This window comes from Brevibacillus sp. JNUCC-41 (assembly GCF_014844095.1).
Taxonomy (GTDB): domain Bacteria; phylum Bacillota; class Bacilli; order Bacillales; family DSM-1321; genus Peribacillus; species Peribacillus aracenensis.
This window is the reverse complement of record NZ_CP062163.1, coordinates 365,511-391,118: the sequence shown is the minus strand read 5'-3', so window position 1 is coordinate 391,118 and position 25,608 is coordinate 365,511. Positions and strand designations below refer to the sequence as shown.

At 42.2% G+C, this 25,608-nt stretch carries 28 protein-coding genes; 25 read left to right on the top strand and 3 right to left on the bottom strand.

All coding sequences use genetic code 11. The annotated features are described in order from the left end of the window. The first annotated feature begins 309 nt into the window (after nucleotides 1–309). The 7 genes from JNUCC41_RS01895 (at nucleotide 310) to JNUCC41_RS01865 (ending at nucleotide 5,716) form a co-directional block, all read left to right on the top strand. Entirely contained in the window at nucleotides 310–1,065 is a 756-nt protein-coding gene (locus tag JNUCC41_RS01895; protein ID WP_192206122.1) for an SDR family NAD(P)-dependent oxidoreductase, read from the top strand. A 292-nt stretch (nucleotides 1,066–1,357) separates the two neighbouring features. Then, on the top strand, nucleotides 1,358–2,026 hold the full coding sequence (locus JNUCC41_RS01890; RefSeq protein WP_192206121.1) for a YdeI/OmpD-associated family protein: 669 nt from the start codon (nucleotides 1,358–1,360) through the stop codon (nucleotides 2,024–2,026). A 118-nt stretch (nucleotides 2,027–2,144) separates the two neighbouring features. After that, complete coding sequence (locus JNUCC41_RS01885; protein ID WP_192206120.1) at nucleotides 2,145–3,155, top strand: permease; 1,011 nt, start codon at nucleotides 2,145–2,147, stop codon at nucleotides 3,153–3,155. Beyond that, a complete protein-coding gene (locus tag JNUCC41_RS01880; RefSeq protein WP_192206119.1) occupies nucleotides 3,155–3,919 on the top strand; it encodes a TIGR03943 family putative permease subunit in 765 nt (254 codons plus the stop codon). The genes JNUCC41_RS01885 and JNUCC41_RS01880 overlap by 1 nt, the downstream gene beginning before the upstream one ends. Nucleotides 3,920–4,063: 144 nt before the next feature. After that, nucleotides 4,064–4,519 carry an RrF2 family transcriptional regulator gene (locus JNUCC41_RS01875; protein ID WP_063232644.1) on the top strand — a complete coding sequence of 152 codons (456 nt, stop codon included), beginning with the start codon at nucleotides 4,064–4,066 and terminating at the stop codon, nucleotides 4,517–4,519. Between the two features lie 73 nt (nucleotides 4,520–4,592). Further along, the gene (locus JNUCC41_RS01870) at nucleotides 4,593–5,303 is read left to right on the top strand and encodes a DsbA family oxidoreductase (RefSeq protein ID WP_192206118.1); all 711 of its coding nucleotides are present in this window, start codon (nucleotides 4,593–4,595) and stop codon (nucleotides 5,301–5,303) included. Between the two features lie 131 nt (nucleotides 5,304–5,434). Beyond that, entirely contained in the window at nucleotides 5,435–5,716 is a 282-nt protein-coding gene (locus JNUCC41_RS01865; protein ID WP_192206117.1) for a hypothetical protein, read from the top strand. Here JNUCC41_RS01865 and JNUCC41_RS01860 read toward each other — a convergent pair. Beyond that, nucleotides 5,713–5,961, bottom strand: a complete 249-nt coding sequence (locus JNUCC41_RS01860; RefSeq protein WP_192206116.1) for a hypothetical protein — start codon at nucleotides 5,959–5,961, stop codon at nucleotides 5,713–5,715. The genes JNUCC41_RS01865 and JNUCC41_RS01860 overlap by 4 nt on opposite strands. A 142-nt stretch (nucleotides 5,962–6,103) precedes the next feature. On the opposite strand from JNUCC41_RS01860, the gene JNUCC41_RS01855 reads away from it, so the two are divergent. From JNUCC41_RS01855 to JNUCC41_RS01810, 10 genes are all read left to right on the top strand, one after another. Next, the gene (locus JNUCC41_RS01855) at nucleotides 6,104–6,919 is read left to right on the top strand and encodes a uroporphyrinogen-III synthase (protein ID WP_192206115.1); all 816 of its coding nucleotides are present in this window, start codon (nucleotides 6,104–6,106) and stop codon (nucleotides 6,917–6,919) included. A gap of 13 nt (nucleotides 6,920–6,932) precedes the next feature. Continuing rightward, complete coding sequence (gene cobA, locus JNUCC41_RS01850; protein ID WP_192206114.1) at nucleotides 6,933–8,381, top strand: uroporphyrinogen-III C-methyltransferase; 1,449 nt, start codon at nucleotides 6,933–6,935, stop codon at nucleotides 8,379–8,381. A gap of 78 nt (nucleotides 8,382–8,459) precedes the next feature. After that, nucleotides 8,460–8,672 carry a hypothetical protein gene (locus JNUCC41_RS01845; RefSeq protein ID WP_192206113.1) on the top strand — a complete coding sequence of 71 codons (213 nt, stop codon included), beginning with the start codon at nucleotides 8,460–8,462 and terminating at the stop codon, nucleotides 8,670–8,672. Nucleotides 8,673–8,737: 65 nt separating this feature from the next. Beyond that, complete coding sequence (locus JNUCC41_RS01840; protein WP_192206112.1) at nucleotides 8,738–9,148, top strand: DUF4064 domain-containing protein; 411 nt, start codon at nucleotides 8,738–8,740, stop codon at nucleotides 9,146–9,148. A gap of 175 nt (nucleotides 9,149–9,323) precedes the next feature. Further along, complete coding sequence (locus JNUCC41_RS01835) at nucleotides 9,324–11,213, top strand: immunoglobulin-like domain-containing protein (RefSeq protein WP_192206111.1); 1,890 nt, start codon at nucleotides 9,324–9,326, stop codon at nucleotides 11,211–11,213. Nucleotides 11,214–11,635: 422 nt separating this feature from the next. Further along, a complete protein-coding gene (locus JNUCC41_RS01830) occupies nucleotides 11,636–12,118 on the top strand; it encodes a DUF2975 domain-containing protein (RefSeq protein WP_192206110.1) in 483 nt (160 codons plus the stop codon). A 10-nt stretch (nucleotides 12,119–12,128) separates the two neighbouring features. Further along, nucleotides 12,129–12,347 (top strand): helix-turn-helix domain-containing protein, encoded by a 219-nt coding sequence (locus JNUCC41_RS01825; protein WP_192206109.1) that lies wholly within the window; start codon nucleotides 12,129–12,131, stop codon nucleotides 12,345–12,347. 549 nt (nucleotides 12,348–12,896) lie between these two features. Then, nucleotides 12,897–13,280 carry a DnaJ family domain-containing protein gene (locus tag JNUCC41_RS01820; RefSeq protein ID WP_192206108.1) on the top strand — a complete coding sequence of 128 codons (384 nt, stop codon included), beginning with the start codon at nucleotides 12,897–12,899 and terminating at the stop codon, nucleotides 13,278–13,280. A gap of 94 nt (nucleotides 13,281–13,374) precedes the next feature. Further along, nucleotides 13,375–13,923, top strand: a complete 549-nt coding sequence (lepB, locus tag JNUCC41_RS01815) for a signal peptidase I (protein ID WP_192206107.1) — start codon at nucleotides 13,375–13,377, stop codon at nucleotides 13,921–13,923. A 246-nt stretch (nucleotides 13,924–14,169) separates the two neighbouring features. Next, complete coding sequence (locus JNUCC41_RS01810) at nucleotides 14,170–14,655, top strand: DedA family protein (RefSeq protein WP_192206106.1); 486 nt, start codon at nucleotides 14,170–14,172, stop codon at nucleotides 14,653–14,655. An 88-nt stretch (nucleotides 14,656–14,743) separates the two neighbouring features. Here the strand turns inward: JNUCC41_RS01810 and JNUCC41_RS01805 are convergent, their stop codons facing one another. Continuing rightward, on the bottom strand, nucleotides 14,744–15,478 hold the full coding sequence (locus tag JNUCC41_RS01805; protein WP_192206105.1) for an SDR family NAD(P)-dependent oxidoreductase: 735 nt from the start codon (nucleotides 15,476–15,478) through the stop codon (nucleotides 14,744–14,746). 465 nt (nucleotides 15,479–15,943) lie between these two features. Between JNUCC41_RS01805 and JNUCC41_RS01800 the strand changes: the two genes are divergently transcribed. The 8 genes from JNUCC41_RS01800 to JNUCC41_RS01765 all read left to right on the top strand — a co-directional run bounded on the left by JNUCC41_RS01800 (nucleotide 15,944) and on the right by JNUCC41_RS01765 (nucleotide 25,216). Continuing rightward, nucleotides 15,944–17,281 carry an MATE family efflux transporter gene (locus JNUCC41_RS01800; RefSeq protein WP_192206104.1) on the top strand — a complete coding sequence of 446 codons (1,338 nt, stop codon included), beginning with the start codon at nucleotides 15,944–15,946 and terminating at the stop codon, nucleotides 17,279–17,281. A 381-nt stretch (nucleotides 17,282–17,662) separates the two neighbouring features. Next, the gene (gene pepV / locus JNUCC41_RS01795) at nucleotides 17,663–19,075 is read left to right on the top strand and encodes a dipeptidase PepV (RefSeq protein WP_192206103.1); all 1,413 of its coding nucleotides are present in this window, start codon (nucleotides 17,663–17,665) and stop codon (nucleotides 19,073–19,075) included. A gap of 21 nt (nucleotides 19,076–19,096) precedes the next feature. Then, a complete protein-coding gene (gene dat, locus JNUCC41_RS01790) occupies nucleotides 19,097–19,951 on the top strand; it encodes a D-amino-acid transaminase (protein WP_192206102.1) in 855 nt (284 codons plus the stop codon). A 214-nt stretch (nucleotides 19,952–20,165) separates the two neighbouring features. After that, entirely contained in the window at nucleotides 20,166–21,404 is a 1,239-nt protein-coding gene (locus JNUCC41_RS01785) for an Nramp family divalent metal transporter (protein WP_192206101.1), read from the top strand. Nucleotides 21,405–21,611: 207 nt separating this feature from the next. Beyond that, the gene (thpR, locus tag JNUCC41_RS01780; protein WP_192208000.1) at nucleotides 21,612–22,169 is read left to right on the top strand and encodes an RNA 2',3'-cyclic phosphodiesterase; all 558 of its coding nucleotides are present in this window, start codon (nucleotides 21,612–21,614) and stop codon (nucleotides 22,167–22,169) included. A 21-nt stretch (nucleotides 22,170–22,190) separates the two neighbouring features. After that, on the top strand, nucleotides 22,191–23,198 hold the full coding sequence (locus tag JNUCC41_RS01775; protein WP_192206100.1) for an NERD domain-containing protein: 1,008 nt from the start codon (nucleotides 22,191–22,193) through the stop codon (nucleotides 23,196–23,198). After that, on the top strand, nucleotides 23,110–24,141 hold the full coding sequence (locus JNUCC41_RS01770; protein ID WP_192206099.1) for a diacylglycerol/lipid kinase family protein: 1,032 nt from the start codon (nucleotides 23,110–23,112) through the stop codon (nucleotides 24,139–24,141). The genes JNUCC41_RS01775 and JNUCC41_RS01770 overlap by 89 nt, the downstream gene beginning before the upstream one ends. 292 nt (nucleotides 24,142–24,433) lie before the next feature. Then, nucleotides 24,434–25,216, top strand: a complete 783-nt coding sequence (locus tag JNUCC41_RS01765; protein WP_063232868.1) for a phosphotransferase family protein — start codon at nucleotides 24,434–24,436, stop codon at nucleotides 25,214–25,216. Here JNUCC41_RS01765 and JNUCC41_RS01760 read toward each other — a convergent pair whose 3' ends face one another. After that, on the bottom strand, nucleotides 25,217–25,492 hold the full coding sequence (locus tag JNUCC41_RS01760; RefSeq protein WP_192206098.1) for a YtzH-like family protein: 276 nt from the start codon (nucleotides 25,490–25,492) through the stop codon (nucleotides 25,217–25,219). It lies immediately after the preceding gene. Nucleotides 25,493–25,608 lie beyond the last annotated feature (116 nt).

The window sequence follows — 25,608 nt, the reverse complement described above, 5'->3', positions numbered from 1 at the left end:
GAAATTTTTCTGTTCATAAACACTCTACCATATAAGTTTATGATAAAAAATAGTGAGTGATGGGGCTTTTTAACATTCACTAACTTATTTCGATGGAAAAGGGTGATTCTCCTCGTTTTTTAGCGAATGCATTTTTGGTTGACTCATCAGTCAACTTTTTGATTGACTTATCAGTCAACGTTATATATTATGGGTTCATGCTCAAGTGCATATTCATAATACTGATGTAAAAAGCATGATTGAATGCTATATGCATACAGGCAGTTCATTGCATTTTAAAAATACATGTTTTAAAAAGGGGATAGAAAAATGAGTAGACTTCAAGGGAAAACCGCTATCATCACTGGGGCAGCTGGCGGAATTGGTAAAGGTATGGCCATGGCTTTTGTTAAAGAAGGAGCAAAAGTGGCAATCATCGATTTAAATGAAGAGCTTGGGAACCAAACCATAAAAGAATTACAAGAATATCAACCAGAATCCATATTCATCCAAGCTAATCTAGCAGAGCATGACAAATTGGCTTCAATTGTTAAAGAAGTGGCTGATAAATTCGGGAAAATCGATATCTTGGTAAATAATGCACACGCTTCACGAATGGCCTCCATTGCTGACACAACACAAAAAGAATTGGATTTATCCTTTAATACTGGATTCTATCCAACCTTCTACCTCATGCAAGCCGCATTGCCTTACTTAAAGGAAACACAGGGCAAAATCATTAACTTTGCATCAGGTGCAGGGATTAATGGTGATGTCAATCAAGGTACGTATGCAGCAGCAAAAGAAGCAATCCGAGGAATTACCCGTGTTGCAGCAAATGAATTCGGTCCATTCGGCATCAATGTAAATATCATTTCCCCGATTGCCAAATCACCTGGCATGCTTCAATGGGCAGAAGAACAACCAGAATATTATCAAAGCATGCTAGCCAAAATTCCTCTAAGAAGACTTGGTGAGCTTGAAAGTGACATCGGGCGTACAGCTGTATTCCTGGCAAGTGAGGATTCTGATTATATTACTGGTCAAACAATCATGGTGGATGGCGGTTCCATTAAATTACGTTAAGTTTATTGGCTAAAAATCCGTTACTTAGACGAAGCTTTAGGTTGCATGTTGCCCCATTAGCTATGGGGGCTTGTATGATGTTACATTTGCGGGTAATGCAATGGGAGGCTGATCGATTGGTGTGTTACTAGGTGCTTTAGCCTTCGGTGTTCAAGCCAATATTTTAAAAAGGGCGGGAGAATTATTTCCCGTCCTTTTTTTCTTGAATAAGGAAACCATAAGAAAAGTTGCTAACGCAATGGGGAGCTTATAAACTGAGGATGGACAAAATGAACGAGGATGGTGAATGCCAATGGCTAAAACAATAGTAGAAAAACTGAATTTACATAAATATGAAAGGGTGGCAGTCTTGAATCTGCCAGCCGGGGCGGATTATTTAGCAGAGCTGCCGGATTACGATACAGAGCTTACTGAAATTGCCTATGATCTTATATTTGCTTTTGTATTGGATATGGATTCTTTAAAAGGAATCGTGGATAAGGTGATCGAGAAAAATCATTTGAGTATAAACGGCTATATTTATTTGGCTTACCCCAAGAAAGGTAATAAAGAATATGCTACATATATTCATCGTGATGATCTGATGCAAGGCCTTGGTGCGGATGATGATGGTTATGTTGGCTCGAGTGACCTGAAGTTTGCACGTATGGTCGGGTTGGATGATGTCTTTACGGTAGTCGGATTGAAAGAAGATTCGAAAAATAGGAACCGTCCATCTATTAAAGCAAGCCAATCAGTAGATGATTATATCGAAATGGTTTCAGAAATTGAGAAAGATTTGCAGGATTCTCCTGATTTGCTTGCGTTTTATCAATCACTTACCCCGGGGTATCGCAAGGATTGGGCCCGTTACGTGTATAGTGCAAAACAAGAGGCTACCCAAGTGAAACGGCGCAAGGAAATGAAAACGATTTTAGGAGAAGGTTACAAGAGCAGGGATTTATATCGAAGAAATAAATGAGGGTGGGGAATGTTCTTCCATTCTCTTTTTTTCATGTTCTGTTCATCCTATCAAAAGCATATACTAGACCGAATCCGGACTTAAATCGTAATAATTTTGATTTGTGAGGTGGTAGAATATGCTTTTGAAACGATACACGGGAAATTTGCTGTTAGTGATGCTGCTGTTTTCGATGCTGGCATTCTTTTTCCTAGGCGATCTATTCATTCCCAAAGCGCTAGATTTCTCGGGCTACCCGATGCTTCACTCTGTGTTCGTCGTGTTTTTGGGATTGTTTTTAGAATCGATTCCTTTCCTGTTCCTGGGGGCCATTGCCTCATCGTTCATCCAGTTGTTCATCAGTGAAGAAATCATTCAGCGGATGATACCAAAAAGACCCCTGACGGCCATTTTTGCTGCGATAGGGGCGGCGCTGGTCATTCCGGTTTGCGAATGTGCAATCATCCCGGTCGTCCGGAGATTGATCCAAAAGGGTGTCCCGATCCATGCAGGTGTGGTCTTGCTCGTAACTGCCCCAATATTGAATGTCATCGTGTTCGGCTCAACTTATTATGCTTTCCAAAATAATCCGTCCATTCTATATGGAAGAATCATTCTTTGTGTCCTGACGGCCATAATTGCAGGTTTATTCATTCATATATTCAGCACGAAAGATGTGGTGAAAGAGGAGAAGCAGGAACTGGTACACGGGCATGTACATGATCTTCAGTCCAGTAAATGGACAAGCTTCATGGAACATACTTCACAGGAGTTTTTTATGGTCGGCAGATACTTTATCATCGGAGCATTGCTTGCCAGTGTATTTCAAGTGTTTATGGATCGGTCCGTAATGGCCGGTATTGGTCAGGCGCCAATAAAAGGCACGGCATTGATGATGGGCATTGCATTTTTGCTTTCACTCTGTTCATCAGCCGATGCTTTCGTTGCTGCCTCCTTTTCCCATAGCTTCCTGCCAGGCTCCATACTCGGTTTTCTTGTATTTGGTCCCATGCTGGATTTGAAAAATGTCCTGATCATGATGTCCTGTTTTAAACGGAGCTTCGTCGTCACGTATGTTCTGCTTGTTTTCGCAATCGTCTTCAGCCTATGCCTGATTGCAAGTGGATTGATCAGTAAGGGGGGCTTCTGATGAAACGTTTATTTATCCAGAGGCTTGAAGGATTGCTGTTGCTTGGACTGGGTCTCATGATCTTTAAATTGTATGTTTCAGGATATTTAACGAAATTGATTGCACCCAAAATGATTCCATATGCATTGGCGGCGCTTTTTGCCTTTTTAGTGATCAGCCTCATCCGAATGAAAAAACAAAAACCAGGTGGACATCCTTGTGATTGCGGATCGAATGGAGAGTCTTCCGCGTCCGCACTGGTCCTGAATTATAGTTTGTTCTTCATTCCGATTCTTCTGGGCTTCATCTTGACCGATTTTACATTAAGCGGGGAAGTACTGGCGAAAAGGGGGCTGGCGAAGCAGCAGACACAGCTGGTAAGCTCGTATAATTCAGGGAAACATGCGAATGGGGAGAAAATCTCAGTAACTGATGATAATTATTTTGAAGTACTGGATGATTTACTGAACAACCTCGATACGATCGAGGGGAAGGAAATAGAGATTTCGGGGTTCATATACCGTGAGGATACATTTACGAAAAAACAAATGGCCATCTCCCGCCTCTCCATGTCCTGCTGTGTGGTCGATGCGACGTTATACGGATATATGGTCAACGGGAATGTGGAAGGAATGAAGACGAATGATTGGTATACGATTACAGGGACATTAAAAAAAGGAAGGTATAAAGGGGAGCCCGTACCTGTGATCGATTTAAGAGAGTCGAAGAAAATAAAGGCACCCGAAGAAGCTTATTTATATGAAAATGTACAAATTATTCAGTAGAATTGGAAAACCCGGCAAAAGATGCTTTTGCCAGTCCGGAATATCGTGCACTGGGTCGAAAAAACGGAAACTGCGCCATTTGTTCAGGAGCACGTAACATAGTATAATGACCTTACCATGGATAGGGCGTAAGGGGGGATAATCATGTCTTCAGGTAATCGAAACAATCAAATCGGACCGCCGCGTTTCGCTATTGCCATTCACTCTCTGGTTTGGCTCGCACAAAGCGAAAAGCTCCTGACAAGTTCGGCAATCGCCTTAAAGGTGAAGTCACACGCCACTTTTTTAAGAAGGGTGATGGCCCAGCTTGCAGCTGCGGGGATCGTTGAAACAAAGGAAGGACGGGAAGGCGGTTATAGCTTGAAGGTGCCTGCGTCTCAGCTTACTTTGGCGGATGTGTATCAAGCGGTAAGGCCGGAATGCCTTGTTTGTATGGAAACGAGCGAATGCGGGGAAGTCGGGAAGCAGCTGGATACGGCATTGGAGGAGATCATGAACGAAGCCGAAAAGGAAACATTGCGCCTGCTAAAGGGCTATACATTGGAAGAATTCATGAAAAAAGTCGACTTCACCAATTTTGAAAATGAGTGTCTGGGGTAATATCCTTGCAAGAGGATACCCAGGATTATATAATGTGCTTAATGCGATTGCACTTAAAATAGGAGGTAGTTACATGAAGGTGGAAATTTGGTCGGATTATCAATGTCCGTTCTGTTATATAGGAAAGCGTCGATTCGAAGAGGCGTTAAAGCAGTTTGAAAATAAAGATCAGGTAGAGGTCTCATTTCGCAGTTTTGAGTTGAATCCAGAGGCTGAGCGGGATATCAATATGACTCAAAATGAAATGTTGGCCAAGAAATACGGCATGTCCCAAGCGCAGGTGGAAGCGAGCAGCCAAAACCTGACGCAACAGGCTAAAGAATTGGGACTCGATTATCATTTGAACAAAGTGGTCTTAACCAATTCGTTCGATGCTCATCGCTTGATGCACTTTGCTGAATCAAAAGGTAAAGAGAAAGAAATGAATGAACGCCTATTTAAAGCTTACTTTACCGAAGGCAAACATATTGGCGATCACGCTACATTGGCTAGTTTGGCTGAAGAGGCCGGCCTTGAAAAGTCCGAGACGGAGACCATGCTGGCAGGAACGGCTTTCACGGCAGAGGTTAGGGGAAATGAGCAAGAAGGAAGCCTGCTTGGTATTACAGGTGTGCCCTTCTTCGTCATTAACCGCAAGTATGGAATCTCCGGCGCCCAGCCAACGGAAGCATTCCTGGATACGCTAAAAAAAGTATGGGCTGAGGAAAATCCGCTTACAATCGTGAATGATCCAGCAACAGGTGACACCTGTACGGACGGTTCTTGTAACGTTCCTGAAAAATAATGCAAATATGAAGAAGGGGACCCAAAACTGGGTCCCCTTTCTTTACTTAAAAAGGAAATGTTATGTACGGCAAAGAATATAGTATATAAGATGGATTTTCGAAAAAGCCCGAAATGAAAGGGAGCTAAGATGTGTATATAATGATTGGAATACTAGTCTTCGTGATTGCCTGTACAGTAACTGCCAAACTAATTTTCTATAAATATTGGACATGTATCTATACGGCATTCGGGAATGAAAATTATTTTAAAGTAGTTGCGAAATTGGAAAGGGAAGGGATACGATTCAAAACGAAAACGCCTATGAATTTAGGCTCTGATAACTTTCAACATCGCCATGAAAACACTCAATATGATGTTTTTGTAAAAAAGGAACAGGAGCATATTGCCCAAATGGCCGTTCACAAAAGTTAATAATGTGAAAATCTGGCTGTCCTGGTGGCAGCTTTTTTTAACTGTGTTCCAAACTCACGAGTAAAAGCCTGGAACTCACGAGTATTTGCCCCAAACTCACGAGTAAAAGTCCGGAACTCACGAGTATTTGCCCCAAACTCACGAGTAAAAGCCTGGAACTCACGGGTATTTGCTCGAAACTCACGAGTAAAAGCCCGGAACTCACGAGTATTGGACTTATAAGAAGAAAAATGCTGCCAATCCACTTTTCCATTGAATTTATATAGGGTTAAAGAAAGAAAAAGCGTTGATTTTGATATCGAATTCGTTTTTTATAGTTTCAAAGACTGAAAATTTGTATAATGGGTGAGATGGATTTAATTGAATGTACATATAGGAGGGGCATGGATGAGTAAGCTTAATGGCAGGACCGTTGCTTTATTGGGAGCGAGGAAGACGGAAGAACTTAGTAAAATCGTTCAAAATCTTGGGGGAGTCCCGCTCGTTCGCCCGGCACAGGGGACGGTATTCCTGGATGATTCCCATTTGGAAGAGGATGTCACCCGGTTGATGGCAGGGGAGTTCGATTGGATCATCCTGACGACGGGAGTGGGGACGGAATTATTATATAAAACGGCAGTGAAGATGGAAGCGGGAGATCGTTTCATTGAAGCTTTACAGTCCATGAAAATTGCAGCCAGGGGCTATAAAACGGTGAATATGCTGAAAAAGCTTGGCCTGCAGCCGTTAATCCGGGATGATGATGGCAGTACGGCAGGGCTTGTTCGCAATCTGGAAGGCCATATGCCTGAAGGTGTAAAGGTCGCTTTGCAGCTTCACGGCGATCCGGCGCCTCTTTTGATGAACTGGTTGGATGAACAAAAAGTGGAACATAAAGAAATCCTGCCATATGAACATATACCGCCTGAAAAAGAAACGATGCAACAGCTGATCCAAGAAATCCTTGAAGGCAAAATCGATTCGGTTGTGTTCACGAGTGCACCGCAGCCGCGAAATTTAATGAGTTTTGTCCGTGAACAAGGTGCGGAGGATAAGATAACCGACCTGTTTGCATCAGATGTAATTGCTCTTGCGGTCGGAAAGGTAACGGCGCAGGTCATAATCGATGAAGGGATCGAGCGGGTCATATATCCTGAAGATCAGCGGATGGGCAGTGCAATGGTGGAGCTGGTGAAATATTATCAGGGAATAGCAAGCAGATAGGAGTGAATTCGGCATGACCAAGGGCAAGGTCTATTTTGTGGGTGCTGGTCCGGGTGATGTGGGCCTTATTAGCGTAAAAGGTCAAAAAGCGATTGAAAAAGCGGACATCATTTTATATGACAGATTGCTTAATCCAAAGCTGTTGGAGGCTGCCACCCTCGATTGTGAATTGGTATATTGTGGCAAGACACCTTATACGAATGGCATCAGTCAAGGGGAAATCAATGAGCTTCTTGTTTCCAAAGCAATGGCAGGGCATCGGGTCGTCCGCTTGAAAGGCGGGGATCCTTCCGTTTTTGGAAGAGTAGGGGAGGAAGCCGAATCGTTGAAAGATGTGGGAATCCCATTCGAAGTCATTCCGGGGGTTACGTCCAGCATTGCTGCATCCATGTACGCGGGAGTCCCTGTCACGCATCGGGATTATGGACGTTCCTTTGCGATGGTGACGGGCCATGACCAAACGAAGAAGGATATGGATTGGAACGGGCTTGTGAAAAGCATCGATACGGTTGCCTTTTATATGGGTGTAGCCAACCTTCCGCATATCCGTGAAAATTTGATCAATCATGGAAAGCCGGGGAATACGCCGGCACTCGTCATACAATGGGGCACTTATGGAAGACAGGAAAGTGTCGAGGGGACTTTGGATGATATCGTCGAAAGGGTAAGTGAAAGGTCGCTTGGCAATCCTGCGATCACCTTGGTCGGGGATATCATTTCACTAAGGGGAAAACTGCAATGGTTCGAAAAGAAGCCACTGTTTGGGCAACGGTTTTTAGTGGCCCGGACCGGGACGGCAAAAAGTTCCTTGGCAGAAACCCTGCATGAACTTGGCGGCGAAGTCATCGAGTTTCCTAAATGGAAAGCGGCCAAAGTGAAAATAGATGAAAGTCAGCTGCTCTCTTTACTTTTGTATGATCGGATTCTCTTCACTTCTCCCGAAAGTGTCCATGGATTCTTGGATTCACTCACTGAACATGCTATTGACTTCCGCCGGATTTCTTCTAAACTTTATGTGTTATCAAGGAAATCGAAAAAGGCTTTACAGCAACGGGGACTGATGGCCGAGCTCAAATCCGAGATGTCGGAAGCCGGAACCTTGTTGGTTGTTGGTGATCGAAACAGAGATCAAAGAGACCCTGCTCATGGGGACGGAGACTATTTTCAATCAGTCGATAAATCTGTCGATGAAAGATTTCTTGAAATCCTTCCGAGAATGCTGGAAGGGATAGCTGTCGGAACGGTACTATTTTCGAATCGGCATTCAGTTGATATGCTTATGCAATATGGGAAAAAGGCAGACGTGGATGTTGAAGGGCTGCTAAATCAAGCCCTCATCGGGGTAATCGGGGAAAGTACCGGCAATAGACTTAAAGACTATGGATTTACATTGGACATGATGCCGAAGGAACCGTCTGTCGAACAATTGGTGGAGTTGATCTTGAATAGGAATGTTTTTTAGGCTCTGATGAAAACAGAGTCTATTTCCTATGGAGGGGATTCGTGATGCATACCCGTAGAAATGTTGTAGGGTGATTTCATGTTTAATATGGGCGATATTTTATGGCAATTATTCTACGTTGCCCTGCTGGTTCTGTTTGTGAAGGCGGTCCGTTTCTTTATAAAACATATGACAAAGATGATTAACCTGGAAAGTAAAAGAGATGAATTATATGATCGATTGAAAAAAGGGAATGGAGTTGGTCAGCTTTACCAAATGGACGTTCATAAGATTTTGGGGAGTAAGGAATAAAAGTCTTTTATTTCTGCACAGATTGGGTATTATATATACGTGACTTTTCCAGGGAGGCGAAGTAAATGAAACGGACATGGGAATTCGTATTAAGTATCTTAGGCGTGGGTATCGCTGTGATTTTTTTAATCATGACGATCATAGCGGCCGTTTATCTCAACAGTATCGATATGAAAGAAATGATGGACTACTCTTTAATGACAGATTCAGAGATTTCCTCGTCTGAGGTAGATATGTCGATCAAGTTGTTCATGGGCATACTATGGGCTGGAATCATATCGCTGTTCATTGCATTGGCGGGCGGTTTGATCTCTATCTTTCTATTAAAAGGCGGCAAAGCGAAGGGAGCCGGAATCTTATTGATCATTACGGGCATTCTGACGATCTTTCATATTTGGCCGCTTTTTTTCTTCATCATACCGGGTATCATGTGCCTTGTAAGGAAGCCGAGGGAAACGGTGGAAGTGATCGTATGATCTGACATTATACATAGTGTAATTTGAAAACAAAGGAGCTGACCGGAAAATGCGGGTCAGCTCCTTTGTGCCGTGCGGATATATTAGGGGGATATTCCTATTTATACCTGCAATCACCAGTCTATCATGTTACTATTATTATAGATTTAAATATAAATAGACTGGAGTTCAATCAATGAGGATACCTTTAATGAAGGTTGGGGCACTGACCTGTTTAACGCTCGGTTTGTTCAATGGACAGGCTTTTGCGGAGTCTGGAATAACCAATGCGTGTTCATCATTCGGTAAGATTCAATCCAATGAAAATCCTTCCCATAAGCAAATTAACTGCTTACTGACGAATGCGGCAATAGAGGCCGAAATCCCTCCTGAAGTGGTAAAAGCGGTGGCTACGCAGGAAAACGGGGATTGGAGTCAGTTTAATGAGGACGGTACACCGAATAAATCCGGCGATGGCGGTATCGGTCTAATGCAGCTTACCAATAAAAGTGGGTATGACCAGAAAAAGCTGGAAAATGATATAGTCTACAATATCGAGGCAGGCGTCGAGGTGTTGAATGGCATGTATTCAAGAAGGGATTTGCCCAAGATCAAAGGTGCAGGACGAAGGGTCATCGAAAATTGGTATTTCCCTGTCATGGCATACAACGGGACAAAACCGGTTAACAGTCCTCTTTACCAGGAAAACGGGAAAATAAATCCGAATGCCTATCAAGAGGAGGTTTTTGCCGAGATAGAAAAACAAAGTTATTTGGATGGCACAAAACTGGCCAAATATCCATTCAAAACAACGGACTTTCAATATGATCGGGAAAGCACCGAAAATATCATCTTTAAAAATCTTGAATACACACTGACAGACCAAACGCATGACTCTGTTTATTGGTTCAAGGCCGGAGACAAAGTTTTGACGACATCCAGTGCGAATATCAGGAAAGAAATAAGCACTACGGCAGGTGCGGTACTTGTGCCACCCAATACAAGCTTGATCATCACAGGGAATTTTGGCTATCACGAATCTAAAGGAAATAAATTTGTCTTTTACCCCGTACAAACGGAAGACAAGAGTATCAAGGGATATATCTCATCGGCTTACTTATCCAATAGGCCATCGGGTGTTGTGCCCATCAAGGATACGAATAAACCTGTAATTTCAGGAGCAACTGGTAAATCGATACCATTCAACTCAACTTTCAATCCTAAAACCAGCGTAAAGGCGAAGGATGATAAAGATGGTGACTTAACGAGTGCCATACGTGTGGAAGGTAAGGTGGATACCAAGAAAGTGGGCACCTATACTTTGACTTATACGGTGGCAGACAAAGCTGGGAATGTTGCCAAGGTCATAAGGAAAATAACCGTTTATGACAAAGTCAAGCCGGTAATTTCCGGTGCCGGGAATAAAACCATCAAACTTAATTCTTCATTCAATCCAAAAACAAACGTGAGTGCCAAGGATAATGCCGATGGCAGCTTGACTAGTAAAATCAAAGTGACGGGTACTGTGAATACGAAGAAAAAGGGGACCTATACATTGAAGTATACGGTCACCGATTCATCGGAAAATGCAGCGACAGTCACAAGAAAGATCACGATAGACGGCACCAAGCCAGTCATCTCGGGAGCCAATAGTAAAACCGTCGGCTATTATTCGACATTCAACCCTAAATCAGGCGTATCCGCGAAAGATAACCTGGATGGCAACATGACTAGTAAAATAAAGGTGACAGGTACGGTGAATACAAAGAAAAAAGGAACGTATACATTAAAGTATACAGTCACTGATTCATCGAAAAATACTGCGACAGTCACAAGAAAGATTACGGTAGACAGCACCAAGCCGGTCATTTCCGGTGCAAAAAGCAAAACCATTGCCTATAACTCGTCATTCAATCCTAAATCAGGTGTATCCGCGAAAGATAATCTTGATGGAAGTTTAACAAGTAAGATCAAAATAACAGGGACTGTGAATACGAAGAAAAAAGGCACCTATACATTGACTTACACAGTTACGGATAAATCGAAGAACAAGGCAGAAGTAAAACGGAAAATCACTGTTAAATAGAAGTAAAAAGTCAATTTCACAATACATTTTTACCATGAATTCACGTTTTTTATTTCCTTGATATTACTACACTCTTTGATGTTTTTATTAAAATTCAATCTTGATTGCACATACCAATTCTCGAATATGGAAATGAACAGTGCGAATTTAACGGAGAATTACAAGGATTATTATTTATTTAAGGAGGTTCTGTTATTTTTCGTTGTTGATTTCCTTTATTGAAATATTTGGAATTAGTTGTAAATTTAACATTTAAAAGTAAGAGCATTTCTTTGTAATGAGAAATGCTTTTTATTTTTGTCAAAATTAAAAGGGTACTTTGATAACAATAATAATATAATAAAAAACAATACTAATTTATTGTAAAACAATAAATTATGTAGTAAAGTCAAAACTGACATTAAATAAGTGAGGTGCACTTTATGAAACGAGGAACAACACTCTTTTTGAAGATGGCTGTTATTCTTATTGGAATCCCAATTCTCGCTTTGTGCATATTTTTAGTGCCTAAGATTGGGGATTTTGCTGGAGAATTGTATCCAAAAATGGCTTATATGAAATCTCTCGTTTTAATTGATATGTACGCAGCAGCGATTCCTTTTTACTTTGCTCTGTATCAGGCTTTTAAACTTTTAAGCTATATTGATAAGAACCAAGCATTCTCGGAATTATCGGTAAAAGCTTTAAAGAATATAAAATACTGTGCCATCACCATCAGTACCTTGTATCTGCTAGGTATGCCGCTTTACTATCTCATGGGGAAGAGAGTTGACCCTCCAAGTTTCATGCCAATCGGATTGGTCATTATTTTCGCCTCTATGGTTATCGCCGTTTTTGCTGCTGTCCTCCAACGGCTTCTAAAAGAAGCGATTAACATAAAATCAGAAAATGATTTGACGGTTTGAGGTGGAGGATATGGCAATTATTATTAATATTGATGTGATGTTAGCAAAACGAAAAATGAGCGTAACGGAGCTTTCGGAGAGGGTTGGAATTACTATGGCGAATCTTTCCATTCTGAAAAATGGAAAAGCAAAAGCGGTTCGTTTTTCAACATTAGAAGCGATATGCAAGACTTTGGATTGTCAGCCAGGTGAGATTTTGGAGTATAAAAGCGATGAAGACACTCTATAAAAATGGCTGTTTTCGCATACTTTATTGCTATTCACCAAGTAATGCGGCTGGTTGATTTCCCCTCCATTGCTCGCTTTCCGCGGGGCGGGCGGTGAGCCTCCTCGGCGTGAACGCCTGTGGGGTCTCACCTGTCCCGCTGCCGAAGGAGTCTCGCACTTCCGCTCCAATCAACCGTTTTAAAAACAATAATCTTTACGAAAAGAGCTATAAAAATAGACAACAAATTTATTTAATTAAAGGTAGTCGATAGAGAATTTAAGGGATAGCCATTAAGCTATCCCTTCTTTGCGTTTATTGACAACAGAGAATTCCATTGATATTAGTGACAAAAAATATGATGCGATTTGCAATGTTTTCACCTCAAAAGGGAACCTGTTACGCAATAGGGGGATCCTTTTTTTTGCTGTCTGAATGTGTTTGGCTGAAAGATGTGCATATATAATAGTAGAAAGTGTTCAGCGATTGATTCTACGGGGTGGAGCCTGTGTTGATAAAAATGTTATAATTGTAAATACATGTAACTAGAAGTGATCTGAAGGGGGAATGTTTATGGGCAAAGAACACGGGCATGTGAACTGGATGGATCAGATTTTTAAGGAATATGAAAGGGACGGCGGGCTGAAGAATAATCCCGGCTTTGGAAAACCGCTTCCGGAGTCGGCGCTATCGGGAAATATATATGACAACTTCTTGACGAAGGCCAAAGAAGCCGGCTACCTTCCGCTTTGGATAAAATGGCAAAAAGAAATTCGGGAAGAGCTGTCCGGATTGGTTCAATTGAAAAAAATGAATGGAACTGAGTCTGAATTAATGAAACGAATTGATGAAATAAATGAGAAAGTCCGTACATATAATGCGATTTGTCCAGGCAAGATGCAGCGCAGGGAAATAGAGTGGGAAAGCATCGAAATCCAGCATGAAAAATGGAAGTGATTGACAATGTGTAAAATGTGGGTATTTACATGACGTGATCATTAAAGGTTTATGATATAATGACATGAATAAAAAATAGAGAGAGGGACTTCGATTGGAAAAAAGAAAAGAAGTTTTTTCATGGATAAAAGCGATATTGATTGCAGTCATTCTAGCTTTTTTAATTCGAACGTATATTTTTGCACCGATTGTCGTGGACGGTGAGTCAATGATGCCTACTCTGCAAGACCACGAAAGAATTGTTCTTACCAAGTTTGGAACGAATATCGATAATATAGACCGGTTTGACATTGTCGTTTTTCATGCAACGGTAGATAAAGATTATATAAAAAGGGTAATTGGTCTGCCAGGTGACCATATTGAATATAAAGATGATACGCTTTATATTAATGGGAAAGCTTATGAAGAACCTTACTTGGACAAATATAAGAATCAGATGGCAGGGGTGCCGCTGACTGAATCCTTCAAGCTAGAAGATATTACAGGCAGCATGACAGTGCCGGAAGGCCAGTTGTTCCTTATGGGGGACAATCGCCAAAATAGTTTGGATAGCCGTGAAATAGGCACGATTTCCGTCGATGAAATTGTCGGCAAGGCGAATCTAGTGTATTGGCCAATCAATGAAATAAAGCTTGTGAATTAAGAAGAAGCGGACTCAGGTATAGAGTCCGCTTTATTGTTGCCGTTTTTCATTTCGATTGAATAGCATTTTATACAGGTATTTCAACAAAAAACGTGTCCATTCTTTTTTTTTTCTCTTTTTTTTTAGGAAAACCAACTCATTTGGGTTAAATTAGGTTATCCTATTAAAAAAGAGTAATCACGTTACCCAGGCCCGTGTAAGAAAATGGATTACTTTAAAAAAGGGTGCTGAGATGGAGTACTTTAGATGGATATAATAAAAGACTTAATATCAAACTATGGTTATTTTGCAATATATGGACTGTTGGCCATTGGGATTATTGGCTTGCCGGTACCTGATGAGTTCATGATGACTTTTGTCGGTTATTTGTCATCCATTTCCGTTTTGAATGTCCAGGGAGCATTCCTTGTCAGTTTCCTTGGATCGATAACCGGGATGCTTGTCAGTTATTTCATCGGAAAAAAGGTGGGGAAACCTTTTTTGAGGAAGCATGGTAAGTGGATCAAAATGACCCCAGCGAGGTTGGAGAGGTTGGAGGAATGGTTCAATAAATACGGTCCTTGGACCATCATCATAGCCTATTTCATCCCAGGGGTCCGTCACTTCGCCAGTTACATTTCCGGTATGAATGGGATGGGGAAACGAAAGTACTTTATCTTCGCAGGAGCAGGTGCTTTCAGCTGGTGTTTGGTATTTACGACTTTTGGTTATTTTATTGGTGTGTTAACGTAACTCATTTCAACTTACCAAATTCCTTCATTGAATCAGAAAATCCCGTTTCTGGATCTTTAGAAACGGGATTTTCCATTTCTGCCTTTAATTATTGAGCTGAGTATCCGCCGTCGATGACAAGCTCGGCACCAGTTACGTATGAAGCTTCATCGGATGCTAGATAAAGCACGGCATTTGCAATATCCGCCGGCTGACCCAAACGTTGTAATGGAGTCGCTTTGATCATTTGGTTCACTAACTCTTTTGACTCTTCCAATTTTTGAGTCATCGGTGTTTCGATGATACCAGGGAATACGGCATTGACACGGACGCCCATGCGGCCATATTGCGTTGCGGCAGCCTTGGAAATAGCACGAACGGCCCCTTTTGAGGCTGAGTAAGAGTTCAAGCCCATTCCGATTTGAGCAGTGAAGGAAGAAATGTTTACAACTGCGCCTTTACCTTCTTTAGCCATATGAGGAATAACGTGTTTCATTCCAAGGAATGGTCCAAAGCCATTGATGCTTAACATTAGCTGCCAATCGGCCAAAGTCGTATCGTTGATGCCTTTTTCTGTTGAGATACCGGCATTGTTTACCAAAATGTCGATTTTGCCAAATTTAGCGATAACTTCATCCGTCACCTTTTTCCAGCTTTCGTCTGAAGATACATCAAGTACAGTTCCATGGACATTATCCAGTTCATTCACAGCAGCTACAGCTTTTTCATTGATATCAGCAGCAATGACTTGTGCTCCTTCTTTTGTGAATAGGTCTACCATTTCCCGGCCCATACCAGATGCTCCTCCGGTGATAATGGCTACTTTATTAGTCAATCTTCCCATCATGATCACTCCTAATTAGTTGTTATAACGATGAATTTATGTTCAAACATAGTGCAAAAGTTATATTATCAACGAGCAATACTATAACTCCTTCAAGAATCTGTCAAGAATTTTATTTTCCGGCTTTCGAATATCCTTTTTCTTGCTGGAAAAGAAAGTACATGTATGCCTGTGAAAAAAGGGACTTCCCATAACTGCTGCGGGTTGAAAGCGGTATCAATCTTTCAAGCTTCTAATATTGAAACCGTAAATTATCAATATCTAATTAGCTTTACCGTTCTATTTGAAATGATTCACAAGTAATCTTGTAGAGGCATCCCATGCATGCCGGGGAGCACCATATATTCAATTCTAGTAATTAAAATTGAATACTGCAATCTTTTTGTACTTTAAATACAATTTTTTATAATGCCATTCCATTTCTGATTTTTCAGAACTTTCATGTACATAGGAGGTCATCATTTTATGAATAACAGAGCGTATCTTTCCTTGGCCATCCCGCTTACGATTTCGACGATGAGTACGCCCTTGCTCGGTGCGGTCGATACGGCTGTGGTTGGAAAGTTGAGTGATCCCGCTTATATTGGCGGGGTGGCTGTCGGAACCATAATTTTTAATACGATGTATTGGCTTTTTGGTTTTCTACGGGTCAGTACATCTGCCTTCGCTGCACAAGCGGAGGGGGCACGGGATGAAAAGCAAAGCCTGATGGCCTTGATTCGGCCTTTCTTCATTGCAGCGATCATCGGCCTGCTTTTTATCGTGATTCAAAAACCCATTTTGAATATCTCGTTAAGCGCAATCGGTCCGGAATCGGACGTTTCCGCCTTTGCCGCAGATTATTTCGGCATCCGGATATGGGGTGCGCCTTTTGCATTATTGAACTATGTCATCTTAGGCTGGTTAATCGGGAAATCCAGGATAAAAACATCTTTGTTCATTCAAGTTTTCATGAACGTGATCAATATTGTCTTATGCCTCGTTTTTGTAAATGGCTTTTCATGGTCTGTATCAGGGGTTGCTGCGGCTTCATTGATATCAGAAATTTCCGCTTTTTTTCTGGGCTTGTGGGTGATCAGGAAAGCGGTTAACGTACCGGATTCGTTTTCATTCCGGGAGGGGTTCGATCGGGCTTCCCTGAAAAAAATGATGGTGGTCAACAGGGATTTATTCATCAGGACCATTTGCCTGATCACGGTTTTCAATCTTTTTACGGCCAAGGGAGCCACTTTCGGGACAGAGACACTGGCGGCAAATGCCGTACTCATTCAAATCCATTACTTGATGGCCTATTGTTTTGATGGCTTCGCGAACGCGTCGAGTCTTCTGGTCGGGAAGGCGATTGGTTCGAGAGATATAAACCTTTATAAAAAAACACTCTCACTATCGGCGCGGTGGGGCTTGTATGCTTCGGTCATACTTGCCGCATCTTACTATCTGTTCAGCGATAAGGTCATTCTCCTTTTCACGGACATTCCCGGCGTCATCGAACTGGCCCATGAATATGGACTTTGGATAGTCCTATTCCCATTCAGTGCCTTTATCGGCCTCATTTTTTATGGAGTGTTTACCGGTGCGACAGAAGCCGTCCCAGTAAGGAACTCAATGCTCCTTGCATTATCGGCTTTTCTACTTGTCCAATTCACAGCGGTCAGCAATCATGGCAATCATGGATTATGGCTTGCATTCCTGGCTTTCAGTTTTGGACGGTCCGTTTTTTTAGCTCTATACATCCCAAGGCTGAACCGAAAAGTAACAAAGCTTATGGATGACGATAGTCTAATGAAATCATCTTCTTTTTAATAAAAGCGCTCTTTTCGAAAAGATTGTTGTTTTTAAAACGAAACGATTTAAGGTTGATTGGAGCGGAAATCCGAGACTCCTGCGGGAGCAGCGGGACAGGTCAGACCCCACAGGCGTTCAAGCCGATGAGGCTCACCGTCCGCCCCGCGGAAAGCGGGCAATGGAGGGGAAATCAACCACACCGCATTACTTGGTGAATAGCAACAAAGTATGCGAAAACAGCCTTAATAAAAGAGGGTGTTTTTTTAAATGCAGGGAATTTTATCGGTAGTTTGATGTTGGCGATAATACGGGAATACGAAGAATAGGTAGCAACGCTTGGCGAATCAGGTAGTAAAAGTGATAAAATGAAAAATATAATAAAAGAGGAGTTGTCGTATTTTGAGTGAATTGAATTGGCGAGAAGAAGTTGAAAAACGTAAAATGGACTTATTACTGGATACACAAAACTTATTGAAAATAAAAAGTGTACTGGATGAAGAACATCCGACAGAGGAGGCCCCATTCGGTAAAGGGGTGAAGGAAGCGCTTGATTTCATGCTTCAATTGGGCGAAAAAGACGGTTTTACTGTTAAAAATGTCGATAATGTCGCTGGCCATATCGAAATGGGTGAAGGTGAGGAGTTAGTTGGGATATTATGCCATGTCGACGTGGTACCTGAGGGAGATGGCTGGAGTTCGGATCCGTTCGGCGCTGAAATCCGTAATGGCCGCATATATGCTCGCGGGGCAATCGATGATAAAGGGCCAACGATGGCTGCTTATCATGCGATGAAGCTGGTCCGGGAGATGGGAGAACCTTTGAACAAACGTGTGAGGATGATCATTGGAACCGATGAAGAATCGAACTGGCGCTGCGTTGACCGTTACTTTGAAGTGGAGGAAATGCCATCGATCGGCTTCGCACCAGATGCTGACTTCCCAATCATCAGTGCGGAAAAAGGAATCTGGGATTTCTCGGTTATACACCCTGCCGATGCAGGAAATGGCACGAATTCTGAAGTGAATGTTATGGAATTTTCTTCAGGTCGAAGGACGAATATGGTACCGGATTTTGCTACGGCCATTGTGGAAGCGGCCAACCCTGCTGAAGTGGCGGCAAACTATCAGGATTATTTGCAAAAATACTCATTGAGGGGCCAGGCCGTTCCGCAAAAAAATCAAGTGCTGCTTGAGATGAATGGTGTCTCGGCACACGCGATGGAACCGAAAAATGGAAAGAATGCAGGTCTGCATTTAGCTGTATTTTTAGCTGATCTTACTCTTGATCCGCATGCGAAAGCCTACTTCACTTTCATAAAGGATCGTTTGTTTGAAGATTCCCGCGGAAATAATTTAGGTGTGGCTTATTCGGATGAGCAAACAGGAGAATTGACGGTCAATGCTGGCGTTTTCAATTATTCCAAACAAGGCGACAGCTCGATTGGTTTCAGCATGCGTTATCCTGTGACGTTTGAGTGGGAACAGCAAAAGGCGGCATTGGAAGAAAGACTTGCGGCATATAATTTGAAAGTGAAGACCAATTCGCATTCAACTCCACATTATGTGGACAGTGATAGCTTCTTGATTAAGACGTTGCAGGAAGTTTATGAAGCGGAGACAGGTGATGAAGCTGAACTTCTTTCGATTGGCGGCGGCACATACGCGCGTTCATTGAAAGAAGGCGTTGCATTTGGCCCGCTTTTCCCTGGCAGCGAAGACATTGCGCATCAGAAAGATGAATATATTGATATTGAAGATATGCTTAAGGCTACGTCCATTTATGCACGTGCCATTCAAGAATTGGCTAAATAAGAGGCAAAGAGGGAGTAAGACATGGGGAAAATCATTTTTAACGGCGACCTTAAAAGCAGGTCCGAAGTAAAGCTAGATATTGAAGACAGGGGATATCAATTCGGAGATGGCGTCTATGAAGTCATCCGGGTTTATAATGGCGAATTATTTGCGGGGGATATGCATCTGAACCGGCTGATGGACAGTGCGAAGTTGATACAGATGAAAGTTCCCTTTACTGAAGCGGAAATCAAAGCCCGCATGGAAGAGCTGATCGCTGAAGATCAACTGAGGGACGGTATCGTCTATATGCAGCTGACAAGGGGCGTATCTCCGCGTACACACTCATTTCCGACTGCTGAGGTGGAACCGGTCTTTGTTGCCTATACCAAGGAAATGCCTTATACAGGGAAAATCAAGCCAGGGGTCAAGGCTGTTACCACCGACGATATACGCTGGATGCGCTGTAATATCAAGAGTTTAAATCTACTGGGTAATATAATGGCTAAACAGCAAGCGGTAGAAGCCGGCTGTGATGAAGCCATCCAGCATCGTGATGGTACGGTGACGGAGGGAAGTTCGTCAAATGTCTCAATCGTGGTGGATGGGCTACTTAAAACGCATCCGGCCACAAACTTGATCCTGAATGGAATTACCCGTCAGGTGATGCTGAAACTTTGCGCTGAACATGGGATTCCATATGTCGAGGAAGCCTTCACCGTCGAGGACATGATGGCAGCCGACGAAGTCCTTTATACAAGCACAAGCGTTGAAGTGACACCAATTATTAATATCGATGGCCAATCGATTGCAGCCGGGGAACCCGGTCCGATAACCAAAAGACTGCAGAAACTGTTTTATGGGGAAATCGAGAAGCAATGCGGTTCCGTTAAATAAATTAAAACCCCTTTGCCACTAGTGGCAAAGGGGTTTTTACTCTGTGTAGCCGGAAGCAGCTGGCCATCACCGAATCCCCATTTACGTTAATTAAATCTATATGCAATCCTCACTTTTTGACATTTTCAAAAACCAGGAATATACTTGCTAATAACCTAAAAAGTTTACCTGTCGCAACAATTTGAGTTGCGTATAAAAAGGAGTTGACGTAGATATGTCCGATGTGTTGCATCAATCTTCTTCGAGAGGAATAAAAAATCTGCTTCCTTATCTAGGGCCTGCCTTTATAGCGGCTGTTGCCTATATTGATCCAGGGAATTATGCGACCAATATTACAGCCGGATCAAAATATGGCTATACGTTATTATGGGTGATCTTCGCATCCAATTTAATGGCTGTGCTAATCCAATCACTATCAGCTAAATTGGGAATAGCAACTGGAAAGAACCTTCCAGAGCTATGCAGGGAAAAGTTTTCAAAAAAAACATCTTTCTTATTATGGATTCAGGCCGAAGCCGTTATAATGGCAACCGACCTAGCTGAATTCATAGGAGCTGCACTAGGGATTTATTTGCTATTTGACTTACCGCTTATCACATCGGCAATAATTGCAGCAATTGGTTCCTTTGCCATTCTGGAATTCCAGCGCAGAGGTTATCGAACTTTCGAAGCTCTGATCACGGTCATGATATTTGTCGTTGTGATAGCATTTGGCGCTCAAGTTTTTTATGCAAAACCTGACACTTCTGCCGTTGTTTTAGGACTCTTCACTCCAAAGTTCGAAGGAGTGGACAGTATTTTGCTATCGGCCGGTATGCTTGGAGCCACCGTTATGCCTCATGCGATCTACCTTCATTCTTCTTTGACTCAAAGAAGAATAGTCGGAAAAAACGATTTGGAAAGAAAAAGGATTTATCGTTTTGAGCTAATTGACATTGTCATCGCCATGTTGATTGCAGGCGCGATCAATGCCGCCATGGTCATAGTTTCAGCTGCACTATTTCATAAGAATGGAATACTTGTAGAGGACTTAGATGTTGCCTATCAACAATTCGGTGCGATACTTGGACCATCAGTCGCGATGCTCTTTGGAATAGGATTATTATTTGCCGGTTTATCCAGCTCATCCGTTGGTGTAATGACAGGTGATGTAGTCATGCAAGGATTCATTAAAAGGCATATACCGATTTATTTAAGAAGGGTCATTACCACCGTTCCGCCCCTGCTCATAATTTTATGGGGAGTGAACCCATCCAAAGCCCTTGTGATGAGCCAAATTGTACTCTCGTTTGGCATCGCGTTTGCCTTAGTGCCATTGATCATGTTTACAAGCAATGAAAAAATCATGGGCCGCCTGGTCAATCATAAAATCACCTCAAGCGTCGCTTGGCTTATAGCCGTACTAATCATAGGACTGAACTTGTTCCTGCTTTACGAAACACTGTTCAGCTAAAAGAAGAAATGACAGGGAAGGACCAATTTTTTGGTCCTTATTTTTTAATTTTGCTGTATTTTTCGTTTTATGCGACCCTTTGTACATAGTATGGTAGATTGGGAATTTTCCTGATGGAGGGAATATTCAATAGGATGCCCAAGAAAAGGTATATGAATGGGAATTATGGTAAAATTAAAGGGAAAACAGGAAGGAATGTAAGTGACTATGAATACTCATTTTTTCTTTGCTTTAGTATTGCCTGATGATATTAAGGCTTATTTACATGCTGTTACGGAACAACTTAAGCAAGACTTTCCATTTAAGAAATGGCTGCATCCAGCCGATTATCATATTACGATGGCATTTTTGGGCAATGCTCCCGATACATTGAAAGAGGATGCTTTGAGGCGTGTGGAAAACGAGCTTGCCAACGAAGCCTCATTCGGCTTGGAACTCGGCGATATCGGCGGTTTTGGCAAGAGTGAGAGCCCAAGGATCCTATGGGCAGGCGTCAAGCAGCAAGAACGGCTTTTTGCCATTCAAAGGAAAGTCTATAATTCTTGTATCGATGCGGGTTTTGAACTTGATAAAAAGCCGTTCAAGCCTCATATTACGCTGGCAAGAAAATTCGAGGGGGATAGTCCCTTTTCGTTGGAGAGCGTTCGCCAGATAGCGAATTTGGAGGATAAGCATTTTGAAGCAGTACAGGTTGCGTTATATCAAACACATCTTGGAGCTTCCCCTTCATATGAAAAGATTTTCACGATAAACCTTCTAAAATAGAGAGAAATGGGTGGTGGTCGAATGGCACAGCTCATAAAGATGCAGGATTATATTTCCCGGTATGAGCAGGATATTTATCATTATCCAACACAATTTGCACGGTTGAAAAAACAGCAATGGGATAAATTGAAGGCTGCTTATAATGCGGGCGAGCTGGATCGGTTGTATAGCGAGCATACTGAAAGTGAAACACAGGTCAAATTTGATCCGCCTCAGGAAGAATCAAAGGGCCTGCTTAAAAAGGTGAAAGGCATATTCTACCGGACAGGGAAACTGGAGGCAGAGGCAGAAGAACTGCTAATACCGAACCAGATTGAAGATCCTAATGTTTTTTCATTAAGGTTTCCGTTCCGGCCGGCCAGCCTGGATGAATTAAAGCAAAATTTTTTAAATCAATTGCTCCGTTTTCAAATGAAATGGGGGAGTTCGACGCTTCGTGAAAAGTCATTTGTGGACCAATCATTCTTTTTGGATGAAAGGCTCCGCTTTTTTCTGCAGCGTTTTCCGGATACGTTTCTTGTATTATATAAACCTATCTTTCTATTGAAAAATGCGCCTGTTGAAGTCGAAGTCATTTTATTGACCCCTGTTGATGCTTGGTGCATCACTTTTCTGGAAGCGGAAGAAGACGCTGCTTTCATCGGTTCGAGTGAACGGTTCTGGGTCCGAAGGCATCATAAGCATCCAGATAAAAAAGTGCTTAACCCATTATTGGGTGCAAATCGGATGACGAACATCGTCTCCCAGTTATTTGAGCTATATGAAGTGAACATGCCGATTAAAAAGGTGGTTTTATCCCGGAATGGATATGTCGATTATCCCGAAGCACCTTATGATATTACGATGGTGGATAAACGGACCTTCCCGGAATGGTTTGAAAGGATGCGGGCTATATCGTCCCCTCTTAAGGCACAGCAGTTAAAAGGGGCACAGGCATTGCTTGAATATTGCCAAACTACATCCAGCCTGCGACCTGAATGGGAAGCCGATTATAACCAAACAGAAGGAAATGAGCATGCCGCGCCTTAATGAAACGGTATATTTCATTGTCAATCCAATGGCTGGAAATGAAGAAAGTTTGAAGATTTGGAAAAAAGCCGAGGAAATACTGAAATCAAAAGCTGTTCCCCATGAGGTGTTCTTTACACGTGAAAAGGGGCATGCGCTAAGATTGACGAAGGAAATTCTATCAGGGACGAATCAGGATACCAGGGTGATCGCTGTCGGGGGAGATGGCACGATTAATGAAATGATAAATGGCGCCAGTGATTTCCCTCACGCTATCATCGGCTCCATTGCGGCTGGATCCGGCAATGATTATGTAAGGGGCATTCAAAAAACGGAGAGTGTGGAAGAAGCTCTTTCTTTATTTCAGGATAATGCCTTCCGTGCCATTGATATTGGACGGTACGAGACGAATGGCAAGGCGGGTTATTTCGTGAACTGCCTGGGAATGGGCATTGATGCTGAAATATCCGATGAAGCAGAACGTTCCGCTCTGAAAAAATGGTTTAATTTTGTCAGGGCGGGTAAATTAATTTATCTGTTCATTTTTATAAAAAAGATATTTACTTATAAGCCCAGCAGCATGGAATTGATCATTGATGGGGATCGGCATCTTTTGAAAAAGGTATGGTTCATTGTTATTGCGAACCAGCCCTACTTTGGCGGTGGGATGAAAATTTCACCGATGTCGAAGCTGGATGATGACAGGTTGAACGTGATTGCGGTCCATGATATTACTTTGTTGAAGTTATTGACCGTCTTCATCACCGTTTTTTGGGGCGGTCACCTAAACATGAAAAATGTTGATTCTTTTTCCGGTAAAATAATAAAAATGAAGAATCAAGGGTCAGTAAAAATCCAGTCTGATGGGGAAATTGTTGGTACGCATGAAGTAGCTGCAGTGGTTCTGAAAGAGAAAATCCGCGTCATGTTCAAGGATGATAACCCATACAAAAATATGAAATGATTTATTTGTTTTTGTTTTATGCGTATAATCGTTTTATAGTACTTGACGAAGAAACCGTTTTTCAACTAAAATTTAATTTATGGCTATTGTTTAATTGCTCAATAGCTATTTTTTTATTTCTCTAAAATGAGGATGTTTTTAATTGCGGGTATCATCCCGATGCAAGTATATATGCAGCTTCGCCAACAGGCGGATTTTTTATAAAACATGGACTCAAAGTAGTGGTAATACATACACTAGGTGAACGTACCCACATTTGTATGATTAAGCGAGGAAATCGAAGGTGAACCAGTTGGAACATTTATTAGGTCAGGAGTGGGATATATCCCCTGCCGGAGGAGCTACGGGGGAAGCCTTTATTGCCGAGAAAGAGGGGCAGAAGCTCTTCCTTAAACGAAATTCATCGCCATTTTTAGCTGTTCTTTCGGCAGAGGGCATTGTTCCAAAGTTAATGTGGACAAAACGCCTGGAAAATGGGGATGTAATTACGGCCCAGCATTGGATGGAAGGCAGGGAGCTATCTCAGCAGGAAATGAACAATATAAGAGTCGCAAAGCTGCTTCAAAAAATTCATCAATCCGATCCTTTGTTAAGCATGCTCAAAAGGCTTGGGAAATCCCCTTTACGACCTGAAAGTATACTTACAGACATAGAAACCGGGTTATCTTCGGATGTTACGGATATTCCGATTATCAAGCAGGCCATCCATTTTTTACAGAATAATCTCCTGTTGATTGAATGCGACGAAAAAGTCGTCTGTCATTGTGATGTGAACCATAATAATTGGCTCATGACCGAAACCGACGGATTGTTCCTGATTGATTGGGATGGAGCGGTCATTGGCGATCCCGCCATTGATCTCGGCATACTCCTGTATTCTTATGTCCCAAGGGAAGAATGGAATCAATGGCTTGCCCGTTACGGCAAGAAACTTGACGCAGGCCTGGAGATGAGGATGAAATGGCACACGGTTTCACAACTTGTGCTTTCCATCCAATGGCATCATCGAAGAAAGCGTTACGAGGAAAGAAATGAATTACTGCAAAAGCTGGAAGCATTATTGATGGTTGGCTGATCAGAATTGATCGATATCATCCACCCACTGGGACAGGTCGTTCTGGTGGGTTGAAATATGTGCATCTAAATCGGCGGTACCGATGCCTGTTCGACTGTATTCGTAAATCTCCGTCAGAATCGGTTTCACATTGCTGTCAATTTCCATATTGATCATTAGGGATTTGACGAGCCTTTCAACCTGTTCACATTCAGAAACGGATCCACAGCAGTCTGTTTGATGGTTGGTCAATATATCTTTTAATAGTGACATTTGATGTTCATGGGAAAGCGGCATATAATACCTCTCCTTTCTTAAATATGATTCAAGGGATTCCCAGGTGGTTCTCGCCTGCCCTTCACTTATTTATGGTGTGTTTTGCTGAAAGTTTTATACATGAAAACTACAGAGAC